The organism is Granulicoccus phenolivorans DSM 17626 = NBRC 107789 = JCM 15570, from assembly GCF_000423085.1.
Classification (GTDB): Bacteria; Actinomycetota; Actinomycetes; order Propionibacteriales; family Propionibacteriaceae; genus Granulicoccus; species Granulicoccus phenolivorans.
Window position 1 is genome coordinate 20,621 of the sequence record NZ_AUHH01000025.1, and the last position, 15,466, is coordinate 36,086.

16 protein-coding genes and 1 tRNA gene are annotated in these 15,466 nt (G+C 69.3%); 2 read left to right on the forward strand and 15 right to left on the reverse strand.

Annotated elements, in window-relative coordinates; translation table 11 throughout:
- Positions 1 to 16 precede the first annotated feature (16 nt).
- Positions 17 to 101, forward strand: a tRNA-Leu gene (locus tag G531_RS0111165).
- Between the two features lie 804 nt (positions 102 to 905).
- On the opposite strand, the gene G531_RS0111170 is transcribed toward G531_RS0111165, so the two are convergent.
- On the reverse strand, positions 906 to 1,463 hold the full coding sequence (locus G531_RS0111170; RefSeq protein ID WP_026927323.1) for a dihydrofolate reductase family protein: 558 nt from the start codon (positions 1,461 to 1,463) through the stop codon (positions 906 to 908).
- Between the two features lie 102 nt (positions 1,464 to 1,565).
- Between G531_RS0111170 and G531_RS0111175 the strand changes: the two genes are divergently transcribed.
- Positions 1,566 to 2,201: a TetR/AcrR family transcriptional regulator gene (locus G531_RS0111175; protein ID WP_026927324.1), complete on the forward strand. Its 636-nt coding sequence runs from the start codon at positions 1,566 to 1,568 to the stop codon at positions 2,199 to 2,201.
- Positions 2,202 to 2,223: 22 nt separating this feature from the next.
- Here G531_RS0111175 and pyk read toward each other — a convergent pair whose 3' ends face one another.
- The 14 genes from pyk to murG all read right to left on the reverse strand — a co-directional run bounded on the left by pyk (position 2,224) and on the right by murG (position 15,447).
- Positions 2,224 to 3,645, reverse strand: coding sequence for a pyruvate kinase (gene pyk, locus G531_RS0111180; RefSeq protein ID WP_026927325.1), 1,422 nt, complete (start codon positions 3,643 to 3,645; stop codon positions 2,224 to 2,226).
- A 68-nt stretch (positions 3,646 to 3,713) separates the two neighbouring features.
- On the reverse strand, positions 3,714 to 4,628 hold the full coding sequence (locus G531_RS0111185; RefSeq protein ID WP_026927326.1) for an RluA family pseudouridine synthase: 915 nt from the start codon (positions 4,626 to 4,628) through the stop codon (positions 3,714 to 3,716).
- 2 nt (positions 4,629 to 4,630) lie between these two features.
- On the reverse strand, positions 4,631 to 5,230 hold the full coding sequence (gene lspA / locus G531_RS21990; protein ID WP_081684047.1) for a signal peptidase II: 600 nt from the start codon (positions 5,228 to 5,230) through the stop codon (positions 4,631 to 4,633).
- Positions 5,231 to 5,264: 34 nt separating this feature from the next.
- Positions 5,265 to 5,705, reverse strand: a complete 441-nt coding sequence (locus G531_RS0111195) for a TraR/DksA family transcriptional regulator (protein WP_051215371.1) — start codon at positions 5,703 to 5,705, stop codon at positions 5,265 to 5,267.
- A 129-nt stretch (positions 5,706 to 5,834) separates the two neighbouring features.
- Positions 5,835 to 6,782 carry a DivIVA domain-containing protein gene (locus G531_RS21995; RefSeq protein ID WP_081684048.1) on the reverse strand — a complete coding sequence of 316 codons (948 nt, stop codon included), beginning with the start codon at positions 6,780 to 6,782 and terminating at the stop codon, positions 5,835 to 5,837.
- A 184-nt stretch (positions 6,783 to 6,966) separates the two neighbouring features.
- Positions 6,967 to 7,272: a YggT family protein gene (locus G531_RS0111205; protein WP_026927328.1), complete on the reverse strand. Its 306-nt coding sequence runs from the start codon at positions 7,270 to 7,272 to the stop codon at positions 6,967 to 6,969.
- 6 nt (positions 7,273 to 7,278) lie between these two features.
- On the reverse strand, positions 7,279 to 7,806 hold the full coding sequence (locus G531_RS0111210; protein ID WP_026927329.1) for a cell division protein SepF: 528 nt from the start codon (positions 7,804 to 7,806) through the stop codon (positions 7,279 to 7,281).
- Positions 7,807 to 7,926: 120 nt separating this feature from the next.
- Positions 7,927 to 8,688, reverse strand: coding sequence for a peptidoglycan editing factor PgeF (gene pgeF, locus G531_RS0111215; RefSeq protein WP_051215377.1), 762 nt, complete (start codon positions 8,686 to 8,688; stop codon positions 7,927 to 7,929).
- 31 nt (positions 8,689 to 8,719) lie between these two features.
- A complete protein-coding gene (gene ftsZ / locus G531_RS0111220; RefSeq protein ID WP_026927331.1) occupies positions 8,720 to 10,060 on the reverse strand; it encodes a cell division protein FtsZ in 1,341 nt (446 codons plus the stop codon).
- Between the two features lie 209 nt (positions 10,061 to 10,269).
- A complete protein-coding gene (locus G531_RS22000) occupies positions 10,270 to 11,466 on the reverse strand; it encodes a glutathionylspermidine synthase family protein (RefSeq protein ID WP_051215373.1) in 1,197 nt (398 codons plus the stop codon).
- Positions 11,466 to 11,999 carry a hypothetical protein gene (locus tag G531_RS24630; RefSeq protein ID WP_026927332.1) on the reverse strand — a complete coding sequence of 178 codons (534 nt, stop codon included), beginning with the start codon at positions 11,997 to 11,999 and terminating at the stop codon, positions 11,466 to 11,468. The genes G531_RS22000 and G531_RS24630 overlap by 1 nt, the downstream gene beginning before the upstream one ends.
- Positions 12,000 to 12,134: 135 nt before the next feature.
- A complete protein-coding gene (locus tag G531_RS0111235) occupies positions 12,135 to 12,962 on the reverse strand; it encodes a cell division protein FtsQ/DivIB (protein ID WP_026927333.1) in 828 nt (275 codons plus the stop codon).
- Complete coding sequence (gene murC / locus G531_RS0111240) at positions 12,959 to 14,347, reverse strand: UDP-N-acetylmuramate--L-alanine ligase (protein ID WP_035758588.1); 1,389 nt, start codon at positions 14,345 to 14,347, stop codon at positions 12,959 to 12,961. Before murC ends, G531_RS0111235 begins: the two co-directional genes overlap by 4 nt.
- Positions 14,344 to 15,447: an undecaprenyldiphospho-muramoylpentapeptide beta-N-acetylglucosaminyltransferase gene (gene murG / locus G531_RS0111245; RefSeq protein WP_026927335.1), complete on the reverse strand. Its 1,104-nt coding sequence runs from the start codon at positions 15,445 to 15,447 to the stop codon at positions 14,344 to 14,346. Before murG ends, murC begins: the two co-directional genes overlap by 4 nt.
- Positions 15,448 to 15,466: the final 19 nt, after the last annotated feature.

The window sequence follows — 15,466 nt, forward strand, 5'->3', positions numbered from 1 at the left end:
CTTGGCAGGCGTTCGAGCCGGGGTGGCGGAACGGTATACGCGGACGGCTCAAACCCGTCTGGCCTTAACTGGCCTTAGGGGTTCGAATCCCCTCCTCGGTACGCAGGTGATCGGCCGGTCGGAGTTCCTCCGGCGGCCGATCCGCGGAAGGCTCTCCGAACCCGTCGGGTTCGGGGAGCCTTCGGCATTTCCGGGTTTCGACGTCTTTGCGATCGTCACCTGGCGTCGCTCACCCGCCACGAGGGCCACGCTCCTTCGCCACGGGGCCTCGCTCACCCGCCACAGGGCCTCGCTCCATCGCCACGAGGCCTCGCTGCCTCGTGCCACCCACCAACCAGCGAAGCCTTACCCCGGCCAGCGAGGCGAGCAGGCCTCGCTCCCCGACACGAGTCTTCGCCGATTGAACCGGGAGGACGCTCCCCCGACGCAGGGCCTCGCTCACCGGCCACAGGGCACCGCTCACCCGCCACAGGGCCTCGCTCCCGGAGCCACCCACCAACCAGCGAAGCCTTGCCCCGGCCAGCGAGCCCAGCAGGCCTCGCTTCCCGACACGAGCCTTCGCCCCTTGCCCCGGGAGGACGCTCCCCCGACACGGAGCCTCGCTCACCCGCTACGATCCTTCGCCTCTTGACCCCGGACATCGCTCACCCGACACAGGGCCACGCTCCCGAAGCCACCCACCAACCAGCGAAGCCCTACCCCGGCCAGCGAGCCGAGCAGGCCTCGCTCCCCGACACGAGTCTTCGCCGATTGAACCGGGAGGACGCTCCCCCGACACGGAGCACCGCTCCCTCGCCACAGGGCACCGCTCACCCGCCACAGGGCCTCGCTCCCCGACACCAGCCTTGATCGAACCCGGGCCGCTCACCCACGACCGAGCATCTGGCTCGGCCCGTCGCCGATCGTCACCGGGTCCGATAGTGCGCGTACCGCATGCCGCTGTCGAAGCACCGCTGGTCGACCAGGTCGAGGGCCAAGCGTACGCCGTCGGGGAAGAACGGCTTGCCGCCGCCGACGACCGTGCTGGTGGTGAACACGTGATAGTCGTCGACGAGACCGGCCCGGATCGCCTGGGCCGCGAGGTTCGGGCCGTCGACGGACAGGTCATCGGGACTGCGGGCCTTCAGCGCACGCACCGCAGCCGGATCGAAGGTCCGCTCGATCCGGGTCCGGGCGCTCGTAACCGACTCCAGAGTGGTGGAGTACACCACTTTGTCCGCGGCCCGCCAGTCCGCGGCGTACTGCGCGATGTACGGCGGCACATCGGGGCCGGCCTGCACGCTCTCCCAGAACACCATCGTCTGGTACATCCGGCGGCCGTACAGGAAGGTCCGCACCGGAGCGAACAGGTCCCCGATGAAACTGTGCACCTGCTCGTCGGCCGGATCCCAGCCCAGATCCCCCTCGGCGGCCTCGACGTACCCGTCGAGGGAGGTGATCATCGAATAGATCAGCTTGGCCATGATGGCTCCTCTGCCAGAGGTGAGTCGTTCAACTCACCTCTCAACGGTAGCTCTCCCGCCAATGGTGAGTCAATGGTCTCACCTCTGTGTCAGACTGGTTCCATGCCCCGTGAACCCTCGCCGTATCACCAACAGGTCGCCGCCCGGAATCGGCAGGCGATCCTCGAGGCCGCCGGAGAACTCTTCCTGGAAACCGGGTACGACCGGACCTCCCTGGCCCGGGTCGCCGAACAGGCCGGCGTGTCCCGCGCCACCTTGTTCAAGCAGTTCCCCACCAAGGCCGAACTCTTCGAGGCCGTCGTGCTGACCGCCGGCAGCGCGAGCACGCCGGAGGTCGCGGTCCCGCCGGTCGGGGACCTGTACGCCGGGCTGGTCATCCTCGGGACGGCATACGTGGAACTGCTGTCCCGGCCCCGGATGGAGAACCTGATCCGAACCCTGATCGCCGCCTCGCTGGAGTTTCCGGAACTGCGCGGGCGCACCTTCGACTTCGGCACCTTCCCGGTGTTCGTGGCGCTGGACCGCTATCTCCGCGCCGAGACCGAGGCCGGGTTCGCCCGGGTGGCGGATCCCGGCACAGCCGCGAGCCAGTTCCTCGGCATGATCTCCACGGTCGTGTTCTGGCCGCGGCTGATCCACGGGGGCTGGTCGCTCGGCCCGGTCCGGACCCGGGAAGTGGTCGAGGAGGCCGCCCGCACCATGGCGGCGCGGTACGCCGGACCGGAGCAGCCCGCGTAGCGGACCCCGCCGACCGGGGTGCTCAGACCACGGTCGGCGGCTTCACCCGATGCACCCGCAGGGCGTTCGTCTTGCCCGGCAGCCCGACCGGCGAACCGGACACGATCACCACCCGCTCGCCCACCTCGAAGGTGCCCATATTGCCCAACGCGACATCGACCTGGTGCACCATCGCATCGGTGGAGGTGACCTCCTCGGCCAGTTGGGCATTCACCCCCCAGACCAGCGTCAACGCCTGCTGGGTCTGGCGCTCCGGGGTGAACACGACCAGCGGCAGCTCCGAGCGGAACCGGGCCAGCCGGCGCGCGGTGTCCCCGGACTTGGTGAAGGCCACGATGCAGCGCGCGGACAGGCGCTCCCCCACCTCGAGGGCCGCCTTGGCGATCACCCCGCTGGTGGTGTGCGGATCCCAGTCGATCTGCCGGATGTGGCCGATCCCGGTCGATTCGGTGTTCTCCACGATCCGGGCCATGGTTTCGACGGTGACGACCGGATACTGCCCGATCGAGGTTTCCCCCGACAGCATGACCGCATCGGCGCCGTCGAGAATGGCGTTGGCAACGTCGGAGGCCTCGGCCCGGGTCGGCCGGGGTGCCGAAATCATCGACTCCAACATCTGGGTGGCCACGATCACCGGCTTGGCCCAGACCCGCGCCTTGGAGATGATCGACTTCTGCACGATCGGCACCTGTTCCAGCGGCAGTTCCACCCCGAGGTCGCCGCGGGCGACCATGATCGCGTCGAAGGCATCGATCACCTCGTCGATCGCCTCGACCGCCTGGGGCTTCTCCACCTTCGCGATGACCGGGACCTTGCGCCCCTCCTCCGCCATGATCCGGCGTACCGGCTCCACATCGGCGGCATCGCGGACGAAGGACAGCGCGACCAGGTCGAAGCCGTTGCGCATCGCCCAGCGCAGATCGTCCTCATCCTTCTGGCTCATCGCGGGTACGCTCACCGCGACGCCGGGGAGGTTGATGCCCTTGTGGTTGCTGACCTTGCCGGCGACCTTGACGGTGCACACCACCTCGGTGTCGGTGACCCGGATCGCTTCCAGCGCGACATTGCCGTCGTCGATCAACAGCGGATCGCCCACCGAGACATCCTGCGGCAGGCCCTTGTAGGTGGTCGAGCTCCGGTTCTGATCACCGACGATGTCCTCGGTGGTGATGGTGAAGGTCTGCCCGTAGGACAGCTTGTACGACTTCTCGGCGAACGTCCCCAGCCGGATCTTCGGCCCCTGCAGATCGGCCAGCAGGCCGACCGGCTGCCCGGTCTCGGCGACCGCGGCGCGCAGGTTCGCCAGGCGGCGGGAGTGGTCGTTGTAATCGCCGTGCGACATGTTGAACCGGGCAACATTCATGCCGGCTCGAATCAGTTCGGTCAGCCGCTCCTGATCAGTGGTGGCCGGGCCCAGGGTGCACACAATCTTCGCTCTTCGCACACCTCGAACCTATCCGACGCCCTTGCGACCCCGACGGACAGGTCGCCTGCTCACCGGGTACGGCCGGCTCAGCCCTGCAACTGCTCCAGCGCCGAGCGCAGATCATCGGGATACGGCGAGGTGAAGGTGACCTCGGCCCCCGACCCCGGATGCACGAAACTCAGCTCGACCGCATGCAGCCACTGCCGGGTCAGCCCGAGCCGTGCCGCCAGCACCGGGTCCCCGCCGTAGGTCGGATCGCCGACACAGGGATGCCGGATCGCCTGCATGTGCACCCGGATCTGGTGCGTCCGCCCGGTCTCCAGGTGAATCTCCAGCAGGGTCGTCCCGACCATCGCCTCGAGGGTCTCGTAGTGGGTGATGCTCGGCCGACCGCCGGCCAGCACAGCCATCTTGTAGTCCGCGCCCGGATGCCGGCCGATCGGCGCGTCGATGGTGCCGCTGAACGGGTCGGGATGGCCCTGGACGACGGTGTGGTAGACCTTGTGCACCGTCCGGTCCCGGAACGCCTGCTTGAGCACGGTGTACGCCCGTTCGCTCTTGGCCACCACCATCAGCCCGGAGGTCCCCACATCCAGGCGCTGGACGATGCCCTGCCGCTCCGGCGCGCCGGAGGTCGAGATCCGGAAGCCGGCCCCGGCCAGATGCTCCACCACCGAGGGACCGTCCCAGCCCAGGCTCGGATGGGCTGCCACCCCGGCGGGCTTGTCGACCACGACGATGTCGGCGTCGTCGTGCACGATGCGTACGCCGGCGACCACCAACGGGGTCACCCGGACCGCCCGGGACTCCTCGGGAATGTCCACCTCGAGCATCGCGCCCCCGCGGACCCGGTCGGACTTGCGCGCCCGGGTCCCGTCCAGGTGGATCCGCCCCTCGTCGGCCAACTCGGCCACCCGGCTGCGGGACAGGCCGGTCATCCGGGCCGCGGCGGCATCGAGCCGGTCCCCCTCCAGCCCCTCGGGAACCAGCAGTACGCGCAGGCTCATCGGTCGTCCCCCTCGGCCGGCCGCGACCGCTCCTGCGTCGACCCGCCGGCGTCGGCGCCCTCGGTGCTGGTGCGGCTCCCGTCCAGGCCTTCCCGGGTGAACAGCGAGATCACCACCAGCAGCACCGCGGCGGTGGTGACGCACATGTCGGCGACGTTGAAGATCGCGAAGTTGGGCAGTTGCAGAAAGTCGACCACGTGCCCGACGAAGGGGCCGGGAGCCCGGAACAGGCGATCGGTCACATTGCCGAGGACCCCGGCGGTGACCAGGCCGAAGCCCAGGGCCCAGTTCACGCTGCCCAGCCGGGGCACGACCAGGACCGCGATGCCGATCAGCACCAGAATCGACAGCACGGTGAAGATCCAGGTGTGCTGGGTGCCGATCGAGAAGGCGGCTCCGGGGTTCCAGATGAGCTGGAGCCGGAGCAGCCCCCCGAACAGGATCGGTGGATCGTTCGGATCGAGGTACGCCTCGGCCAACGCCTTGGTCAGTTGATCCAGCGCGAATCCGAGCACCGCCACCACCGCGAACAGCAGCACCGCCCGTCGGCGGGTGCGCGGATCGATGGTGCGGCGGACGGCCGTGGCGCCGGTCACGAGCGCGGCGTCGCGGTTCCGGGCCGCCGATCGGTCATCGGCGCTCTGCCCGCTGCTTGCACGCCAGGCACATGGTCGCGCGCGGGTAGACCAGCAGACGCCCCTTGCCGATCGGTTCGCCACAGTTCTCGCAGCGACCGTAGGAGCCGATCCGGATCATCCGCAGCGCCAGTTCGGTCTGCTCGAGCATCTCCCGGGCGTTGGCAGCCAGCGACATTTCCTGGTCCCGTTCGAAGTTGGCGGAACCGACGTCGGCCGGATCCCGGCCGGCGCCGTCGCTGCCCTCGTGCAGCAGGCCGCGCAACTCGGCCTCGGACTGCTCGATCGATTCCCGGTGCTTGATGACCTCGGCCTTGAGGTCGGCGACCACCTCCATCAGCTCTTCCTCGGTCCAGGGCTCTTCGCCCTCGCGCACGGGGAGGTTGGCGGCGATCAGCGCCCGGTCAGGTGTGGCATCCACACGAGTCGAATCCACGTCTAAAACTTTCGTCGGCGGTAGTGAGTGAAGGCAGCGTACACGAAAGGGCCCCGAAATCGAGGCCCTTGCGTGAGTTTGTGCAGTTGTTCAGCTGTGCGCGTCCGCCCCGGTAGGCCCGGGGTGGGGTCAGCGGTTGTTGTCGCCGAGCAGCGCGTCCAGGCGCGGAGTGTTTCCGGTCTGGGCGGCCGTCGAGCCACCCTGCGACGTCCCGGTGGGACGCTGCGAACCCTGCGGCTGCTGACGCTTCCCGGCCGACTCCTGAGCCAGTTCCGGCTTGTCGGCCGGCTCGAACACGCCCGCCTCGATCGACTCGATCTGGCTGCGCAGGTGGCTGGTCAGATTCGTCCGGTAGGAGTTCTCGAAGGTCCGCAGCTTGGACACCGAATCCTTCAGCGTGTCCCGCTCGGTCTCCAGCTTGGCGAACAGTTCGGTACGCCGCACGGCGACCTGACGGTCCAGGTCGGCAGCGCGGCCCTGGGCGTCGTTGACCATCTTCTCGGCGTTGACCCGGGCTTCGGACTCGACCCGATCGGCCTTGGTCCGGGCATCGGTGGTGATCTGGTTGGCCTTCTGGTTCGCGTCGTCCAGGGTCTTCTTGGACTCGGCCCTGGCCTCGGTGATCAGGCTCTCGGACTGCTCGGAGGCCATCTGGACCAGCCGGACGACGACCGGGGAGGCCTCGGCGGAGGTGGTCACGACGATCTTCTGGACGCCATCACCGGCGGTGGCGGTCGGCTGCTGCTGGGTCGCGGCGGCCGGGCGCGGGGCGGGGGCCTGCTGCTGCTGCGGGGCGGGGGCCTGCTGCGGCTGCGGCGCGGGAGCCGGCTGCTGGGCCACCTGCTGCGGCTGCGTCTGCTGCCGATCGGTCGCCTCGCGGCGATCCTCTCGCTGGGCATTGGCCTGCGCCTGCTTGAGCGCGTCGACCTGCTGCTTCAGCATCGAGTTCTCTTCGGTCATCTGGGCGAAGGATGCTTCCACGCGGTCGACGAACAGGTCGACTTCGGAGACCTCGTAGCCGGACCGCCGGGCCATGTGGAACTTAGTCTTGCGGACCTCGTCCAGTGTTAGCGTCATCGTTCACCTCAAGTTCCTCGGGCGTTGAACCACCCATTCGTGAAAACTGCAACGTTGGCACATTCGCACCGCGCGTCACGACAGTATCAGTCGCCCGACACTTCGGCCGCAAGCCCCGCGGCGGTAGCACCACTTTACGGTAACGCTCACGTTGAGCGTGAGAGTTCCCGCCGCACCGAACCGCTCAGGCCATCGCCGGCACGATCATCGTCGCCCGGACGACGGTCTGCAGGACCAGGATCAGGATCCACAGGACCATGAAGCCGAGGTCCAGGGCGATGTTACCGATTCGCAGCGGCGGAATCACCTTGCCGAGCAGCCGCAGCGGCGGGTCGGTGATGGTGTAGATGACCTCGCAGATCACCAGCACCGGTCCGCGCGGCTGCCAGCCGCGCACGAGCAGCGGGATCCAGGAGAGCACCATCCGGGCAAACAGGATCGCCAGGTACAACCCCAGCAGGTTGTAGATGATTGTGCCGACCAGTGCCACGAGACCTCAACTCTGATTGTAGAAACCGCCAGCGATGCGTTCCTTGTCCTCAGCGGTCACATGCAGGTTGCGCGGCGAGAGCAGGAACACCTTGCTGGTTACACGCTCAATGGTGCCACGAAGTCCAAAAATCAACCCAGCCGCGAAGTCGACCAGGCGCTTGGCGTCGGCGTCCTCCATCTCCGACAGGTTCATGATCACCGGTACGCCGTCGCGGAAATGTTCCCCGATGGTCCGCGCCTCGTTGTAGGTCCGCGGGTGCACCGTGATGATCCGGGAGATGTCGGCTGCCGCGGGCCGGGGTGCCGGCGCCTCGGGTACCTCGACCGGCTCCACCCCGGGCCGACGGGGAGCGGGCGTACGCGTGCCGCGGTGGGCATCCAATTCATGCACTTCGGCGGAATCCTCATACTCGACGTCGTCAGTGAACTCCACATCGCCGGTCAGTTCATCGTCGTGATCGTCCTGCTCGTAGCGATCGGACACCGGCGCAATTCCCAGCCATTCGGCGGCGCTCCTGAGCTTTCCCATCAAACCAGACCTTCCCCGCAAGTGCGTACGCTCTCGAGGGTACTTGGCCCGGTCGAACCACGATCCGCGACACGCAGACCGCCGCCCGGACTGCTCCCCCACCGAGCCGCCGGGAGCCGCGGGTCAGGCCGATGCGAGCCAGATCAGGCCGGCCTGGCGTCCGGCGCCGGGATCGTTGCGGTGGCTGAAATGCGCGCCGCTGGTCCGGGTGCACGGACCGATTCGGGCGGCCTCGATCCCCAGCTCCGCCAGTTGGGCCTCGGCGCCGGCGGCGAGGTCGAGCGCGGGCGTACCCCAGGAGGTGGTGGCCCAGGTCGCGGGCAGTCGCTCGGCGACCTCGGCGCGCATCTGCTCGGGCACCTCGTAGCACTCGCCGCAGATGGCCGGCCCGATCCAGGCCCGGATCTGCTCGGCGCCCTGCTGGCGCATCGCCTCGACCGTGCCGGGCAGAACCCCGGCGGCCAGCCCGACCCGGCCGGCGTGCGCGGCCCCGATCACTCCCCGCTCCGGATCGGCGAACAGCACCGGCAGACAGTCGGCGACCCGGATGCACAGGGCCACCGAGGCGGCCGTGGTGACCAGCCCGTCCCCCACCCGCAGCGGTACGCCGGTGGTCTCCGGGCCGAGATGATCCTCCGGCCCCCACCCCTGGAGGAAGGCCTCGTCGACGGTGTGCACCTCGGCCCCGTGCACCTGGGCCAGGGCAATGATCCGGTCCGCGCCGATCGCGGTCTGCACCCGGTGGAAGTTCTCCCGGATGTGGTCGGGGCGATCCACATCGGTACGGCCCAGGTTCAGCGCGGCGAACCCGTCGGCGGAAACGCCGCCGGCCCGGTCGGTGAAGGCAACTCCGACCGGGCCCAAGGCTTCACGAAATCCGAACACGGTGGCGCACCGCACTCACTTCAGACCGCACTCACTTCAGAAAGTCGGGCAGCCAGTCGTCGTCGTCGGACTCGGCCATCGGGGGCCGGGGCGCCACCGGGCGGGACGCCGGCTGCGACTGCGGCTGCTGCTGCGGGTACGCCGGGCGCGACTCGCTGCGGGCGGGCTCGGAGCGGGCCGGCTCCTGGCGCACCGGCTCCTGCCGGATCGGTTCGGACTGCCGGGGCTGCCGGCTCGGCTCGGCGTAATCGGGACGAGCCTGGGGACGGGCAACTCCCGGTCGATCGGTCTGCCGGGTCGGCTCGTTCCCGCGGCGGGAGTCACCCCCTGCGAAAGGGGCCTGGCCGCCGTCCACCGCGCGCTGCGGAGCCGGCTGCTGCTCGCGGTGCGCCCGGGTCGGGAGGGCCTGGCGCCGCGGCTGATCGGTGCCGGCGAAACCGGCGGCGATCACGGTGATCCGGACCTCGTCGCCGAGCCCGTCGTCGATGACCGTGCCGAAGATGATGTTGGCGTCCTCGGCGGCCGCCTCCTGAATCAGATCGGCGGCGGTGGAGACCTCGAACAGGCCCAGGTCGGAGCCACCGGAGATCGACAGCAGGACGCCCATCGCCCCGTCGATCGAGGCCTCCAGCAGCGGGCTGGAGATCGCCATCTGGGCCGCGGTCGCCGCCCGGTCCTCGCCGCGGGCCGAGCCGATGCCCATCAGGGCCGAGCCGGCGTTCGACATGACCGACTTCACGTCGGCGAAGTCGAGGTTGATCAGACCCGGGGTGGTGATCAGGTCGGTGATGCCGGAGACACCTTGCATCAGCACCTGGTCGGCCTGCTTGAAGGCGTCCAGGATCGCGACCTGGTGGTCGGTCATCTCCAGCAACTTGTCGTTGGGGATGGTGATCAGGGTGTCGACCTCTTCGCGCAGCGCCTGGATACCGGCCTCGGCCTGGTTCGACCGACGCTTGCCCTCGAAGGTGAACGGGCGGGTCACCACACCGATCGTCAGCGCGCCCAGTGTCCGCGCGATCCGGGCCACCACCGGAGCGCCGCCGGTACCGGTGCCGCCGCCCTCACCGGCGGTCACGAACACCATGTCGGCACCCTTGAGGACGTCCTCGATCTCGTCGGCGTGATCGTCGGCGGCCTTGCGGCCCTTCTCCGGATCGGCGCCGGCGCCCAGCCCTCGGGTTTCCTCGCGGCCGATGTCGAGCTTGACATCGGCATCGCTCATCAGCAGGGCCTGGGCATCGGTGTTCACCGCAATGAACTCCACGCCGCGCAGGCCGGCCTCGATCATCCGATTGACGGCGTTGACACCGCCACCACCCACGCCAACTACTTTGATGACTGCGAGGTAGTTCTGGGATGGATTAACCACGGGACCAGCCTCTTTCTCCTGTGAGGTAACAACGTTCGGACAAGCCTAACCCCGGGGAAGAACAGGCTTCGACTTCGCATTCGTAGGCTATGTGCACCCCGGGGGTTACGGAACCTTCTCCCGGGTGTGCCGCGAGGATTGTCTCGACCCGTACTTGAGGGTCTGCGTAAGGGTCCGGTCGAGGGTTTTCGGCGGCCCGCCGGCGGGTGCTATTTCTCCCGCAGCCAGGCCGCGATCGTCTCCTGATCCGGCGAGCTGGTCCACATGTAGTGGGGCTGGAACTTCGACTGGTTGTCGGTGATCAGGCTGCGGGACTCCCGGATGCCCATCCCGGCGGCGCTGTTGCCGACCACCCAGGCGCCGATCACCGGATGCCAGCCGTCGAAATCGGGGAGTTCGCACAGTTCCTGGTAGACGTACCCCTCGGCCCCGTACTCCCCGCCCGCGGCCCCGGTCAGGGTGCCGCCGCGGTAGATCTCGACGTTCGCCCCCTCGCGTCCCAGCAGGGGTTTGCGGACCCAGTCGGTCATCCGGGTCGGTTCGTCGAGGTAGGCCGGGAGCAGATTCTCGTGCCCGGGGAACATCTCCCACAGGATCGCCAGCAGCGCCTTGTTCGACAGCACCGACTTCCACACCGGCTCGATCCAGCGGGTGCGGCACTGCGGGCTGAGGGCGTACTGGCCGAACTCCTCGTGGAACATCCATTCCCACGGATACAGCTTGAACATCGTCTCGATCGGCCGGTCGTCGGCGTCCAGGAACCCCAACGACGGGTTCCAGCCGATCTGGTCCATGGTCAGGCCGACGATCTGCCAGCCGGCCTCGTGGGCCACATCGGACAGGTAGGCGCAGGTGACCGCGTCCTCGCCCCAGTCGTCGCCGATCCAGCCGACGTGCAGCCACTGATCGGTCTGCGTACGCAGCAGCCGGAACTGCTCCACCAGCCGCTCGTGCAGCGAGTTCCACTGGTCGAACTCGGGCTGGACGGTTTCCTTCCAGTTCCACTGGGAGATCGCCGCCTCCAACAGCGACGTGGGCGTGTCGGCGTTGTACTCCAGCATCCGCGCCGGGGTCAGGCCGTCATAGCGCAGATCGAAGCGGCCGTACAGGCTGGGTTCCTCACTGGCCCAGGAACGCCGGATGGCACTCCAGGCGTACTGCGGGATCTTCAGGTCGGCGAACCGGTTCTCGGTGATCACGTACTCCACCGCCTGCAGGCACATCTGGTGCAGTTCCTCGGTGACCCCCTCCAGGTAGGAGATCTCCGCGGCGTCGAAGGCGTACGCCGCGTCCTCGGCCCAGTACGGGACGACCCGGCCGTCCTCCACTGCGGTGTGGTAGCACAGGCCCTCGGCGAGGACGATCTGATCGAAGTTCGGTCGCGGGGTGCTGGCGTGACGCTCCATCAGGAACCCGATCCTTTCCCAACACTGGTGCCGGATGAACCCTTGCTGTTGCCCTTGCTGCCGAAACCGCCGCGCTTGGTCTCGGACTTCTTGGTGTCGGACTTCTTGGTCTCGGTCTTCTTGGTCTTCGACTTCGAGCCGGTGTTGGTGTCCGAGCCGGAGGACCCGGTCCGGTTCGTGGTCGTCTGGGAGTCGCTGCCGGTACGCGAGACCGTGCCACCGGATCGACCGACGCCGGCCTTGTTGACCGCACCCGTGGTCGGCCTGGTGTAGCGCCCGCCGGCGGGCACCCGTTGTCCGACGCCGACGTAGCGGCCGCCGTTGGTGTAGTACCAGCCGTAGACAGCGGCGCCCGAGCCGGCCCCGGAACTGGTTTCGCACCGATAGTCATCGACGCGCTCCATCGTCTCCCGATTCACGCAACTCTGCGTCGCGGTGGCGCCGGCCGGCGTGGCGTTGTAGGCCACCATCCCCGCCGCGACCAGGCCCACCAGGGTCACCGGGACGATCGCGCTCCGCAAGCGGGTGTCCATGGGCCGCCCCTTCCGTCGTGGCTGTGGGATGGGACGGCACCGGTCTGCCGAACCGTTCCCTCCCCCTGGCGGCCCATCCTGTCAAACCCCGGGGGCAGCGGGCCCTCCGGGCGGAGGGCATGGTCCAGCGAGCGGTTACTTGCGCGTGCTCGGGTACGCCGGGGCGCTCACGTCATACACCTGGGCATCGGGCACCGACTTCAGCAGCGCCAGCGCGACCTGGTTCTTCAGCGGGAGTTCCTTGGCGTTGCCGAAGATCACCTGTTTGCCGCCCTTGTCGGCCGCGGCGCCGGGGTCGGTCACCGTCAGCACGATCGAATCCGTCGACTGGGCGGCCACCCCCGCGGTCTGCCCGCGCAGCGCCGGATCCAGGCCGGCGATCACCTGGGCCACCTCCCCCAGCAGCGCCGGGTCCAGCGGCGCATTCACCGCGAGCACGTCCCCCGGCCGGTCGGCCACCTGCTGGAACGGGATCCCGGCCGCGTCGACCAGCCACCACTGGTTGTCCTTGGCAACCGCGTACAGGGCGGTCCGCTCGGTCACCGCGACCTCGATCCCGTTCGGGGGACGGCGGACCACATGCACCTGCGCCACCTGGGGAAGCGTCGCCACCCGGTCGGCGATCTCGCGCTCCGAGACCCGGGCCAACGGCCGCCCGATCGGAGCGGCCGCCACTTCACGGACCTGGTCCGCCGACAGGCTGTGCACCCCGGTCACGCGTACCTCACGCAGCGCGAAGACCGAGGAGAAACCGACCAGCCACACCGCCGCGCCGATCAGCACCAGGGCGAGAATCAGGATCAGCAGCCGCCGCCCATTGCGTCGGGCCCGGCGCCGCCGACGGTGGGCGATCCGGTCGGTGGCGTCGGTGACCTCGTACTCCTCGGGGTCGGCCCGGTAGTCCTCGGGGTCGACTCCTCGGGTGCGGGCGGCTCGGCTGCGGGTGGTGTTCCGATCAGTCATCCGGCCTGCAGTGCCTTCACGATGTCGGGGGCCAACTCGGTGATGTCCCCGGCCCCCAGGGTCAGCACGACGTCGCCGGGCCGGGCCAGCCCGGCGGCCGTGGCGGCGAGTTCGCCGCGCGGGACCAGGCGTACCGATCCCCCGGCGGCCCGGCAGTGGTCGGCCAGCAGCTCGCTGGTGACGCCGGGGAAGTCGGCCTGGACCTCCCGGGCGGGATAGATGTCGAGCAGGATCACCTCGTCGGCGGCGGCCAGGGCAGTGCCGAACTCGGCGGCGAAGTCCCGGGTCCGGGAGAACAGGTGCGGCTGGAAACAGGCGACCACGCGCCCGCCCCGCTCCTGGACGCCGGTGCGGGCGGCATCCAGCGTCGCGGTGATCTCGGTGGGATGGTGGGCGTAGTCGTCGATCACATCGATCCCATTGACCTGACCGACCCGCATGAAGCGACGATGGGTGCCGCGGAACCCGGCCATCGCGGCCGCCGCGGTGGCCCGGTCGATGCCGACCGCCTCGGCCGCCAGCACCGCGGCCGCGGCGTTCTGCAGATTGTGCCAGCCGGGCACCTGGAGTTTCAGCGGGACGCCGCCGAGCAGCGCCGAGGCACCGAAACCGGTGAGGGTGAGGTGGCTCAGTTCCACATCGGCCCCCGGGCCGGCCCCGAACCCGACGCTCAGCGGAGCCAGTTGGCGGACGTTGGGGTCATCGACATTGCCGATCGTGGTCCGCGCCCGGGCGAGGAACTGGGCGAAGCCGGCGTGGTAGGCGTCGACGGTGCCCCAGTTGTCGAGGTGGTCGGCCTCGATGTTGGTCACCACCGCCACCTCGGCCGGATACTGCAGGAAAGAACCGTCGGACTCGTCGGCCTCCACCACGAACGGGCCGCTGCCCAGGCGCCAGGAGGCCCCGGTGGTGGCCAGCGGCGCCCCGATGACGAAGCCCGGATCGGCACCGACCTCGGTGAGCAGATGGGCCAGCATGCCGGAGGTGGTGGTCTTCCCGTGGGTGCCGCCGATCGCGATGCCGCGCCGGCCGAGCATCAGCGCACCCAGCGCCGCGCTGCGATGCCAGATCCGCAGGCCGCGTTCGCGGGCGGCAGCCAGTTCGACATTGGCTGCGGGGATCGCCGAGGACACCACCACGGTGGTGGCCGCGCCGAGTTGCTCGGCGGCATGCCCGACATAGGTCCGGACGCCGTACTCCGCCAACCCGCGCAGGGTCGCCGAATCGGAACGATCCGAGCCGGAGACGATGACCCCGGACTGGGCGTACGCGGCGGCGATCCCGCTCATCCCGGCCCCGCCGACGGCGATGAAGTGCACGGCCCCGAGTTCGGTGACCGGCACCAGTTCGACCGGCGGGACCAGGGCCCCGAAGACACTGCTCACTCGCCCCGCCACCCGGCCAGGGCGAGCACTCGACGGGCGAGCCGGTCGTCGGCGTCGGCGGGCACGTGGCCGCGGGCGGCCTCCGACATCGCCGCGAGCGCCGGCTTGTCCCCGAGCAGGGTGATCACCCGGTCGGCCAGCCACAGGCCGGTCAGCGCCTGATCGGCCACCAGCTCGGCGGCACCGGCGGTCACCAGCGACTCGCAGTTCTTGGCCTGCTCACCGTTGCCGTGCGGCAGCGGCACGAAGATGCAGGGCAGGCCCACCACGGCGGTCTCCACCACCGTGCCGGCGCCCGAGCGGCACAGCATCAGGTCGGCCACGGCGTACGCCAGCTCCATCCGGTCGACATAGGCGACCGGCTGATAGATTGCCCCGGTGGTCTCGTCGGTGACGGTGGTCATCTCCTCGGTGAAGTTCTTCGGACCGAGCACGTGCAGGACCTGGACCCCGGCCGCCAGCAGCTTGGGATACGCCTCGAGGACGGCCTTGTTGATCGACCGCGCCCCCTGGGAGCCCCCGGAGACCAGCAGGGTGGGGCGGGTCGGATCCAGCCCGAAGGAGGCCGCCGCCTCGCTGCGCAGCGCGGCCCGATCCAGTTGCTGGATCGCCTTGCGCACCGGCAGCCCGATGTAGGTGGCGTGCGGCAGCGGGGTCGACTCGAAGCTGGTGAAGATCTCGGTGGTCAGCTTGGCCGCGACCTTGTTGGCCAGCCCCGGCACCGCGTTCTGCTCGTGCACCACGATCGGCAGCTTGAGCCGGCGCGCGGCGACATAGGCGGGCATCGACACGTAGCCACCGAAGCCCACGAGCACATCGGCCCGGGCCCGGCGCAGGATCTCCGAGGCCGCGGAGACCGCGCCCCAGAGCTTGCCGGGGACCGCGAACAACTGGGGGGAGGGTTTGCGGGGCATCGGGACGGGCGGGATCAGTTCCAGGGTCAGCCCGGCGGCCGGAATGACGCGGGACTCAAGGCCCTTCGGCGTTCCGATGACGGTGCGGGTGACATCCGGGACCAGCTCGGCGATCCGGTCGGCGGTCGCGATCAGGGGCGAGGTGTGACCGGCGGTACCGCCACCGGCGAGAACGACTGAAACCATGGAAAGGAGCCTACTGGTC

Coding starts and splice junctions, on each gene's coding strand:
- G531_RS0111170 (WP_026927323.1), bottom strand. CDS start 1,463: ATGGCCAAGCTGATCTATTCGATGATCACCTCCCTCGACGGGTACGTC.
- G531_RS0111175 (WP_026927324.1), top strand. CDS start 1,566: ATGCCCCGTGAACCCTCGCCGTATCACCAACAGGTCGCCGCCCGGAAT.
- G531_RS21995 (WP_081684048.1), bottom strand. CDS start 6,782: ATGACGCTAACACTGGACGAGGTCCGCAAGACTAAGTTCCACATGGCC.
- G531_RS22000 (WP_051215373.1), bottom strand. CDS start 11,466: ATGGAGCGTCACGCCAGCACCCCGCGACCGAACTTCGATCAGATCGTC.
- G531_RS24630 (WP_026927332.1), bottom strand. CDS start 11,999: ATGGACACCCGCTTGCGGAGCGCGATCGTCCCGGTGACCCTGGTGGGC.
- G531_RS0111235 (WP_026927333.1), bottom strand. CDS start 12,962: ATGACTGATCGGAACACCACCCGCAGCCGAGCCGCCCGCACCCGAGGA.
- murG (WP_026927335.1), bottom strand. CDS start 15,447: ATGGTTTCAGTCGTTCTCGCCGGTGGCGGTACCGCCGGTCACACCTCG.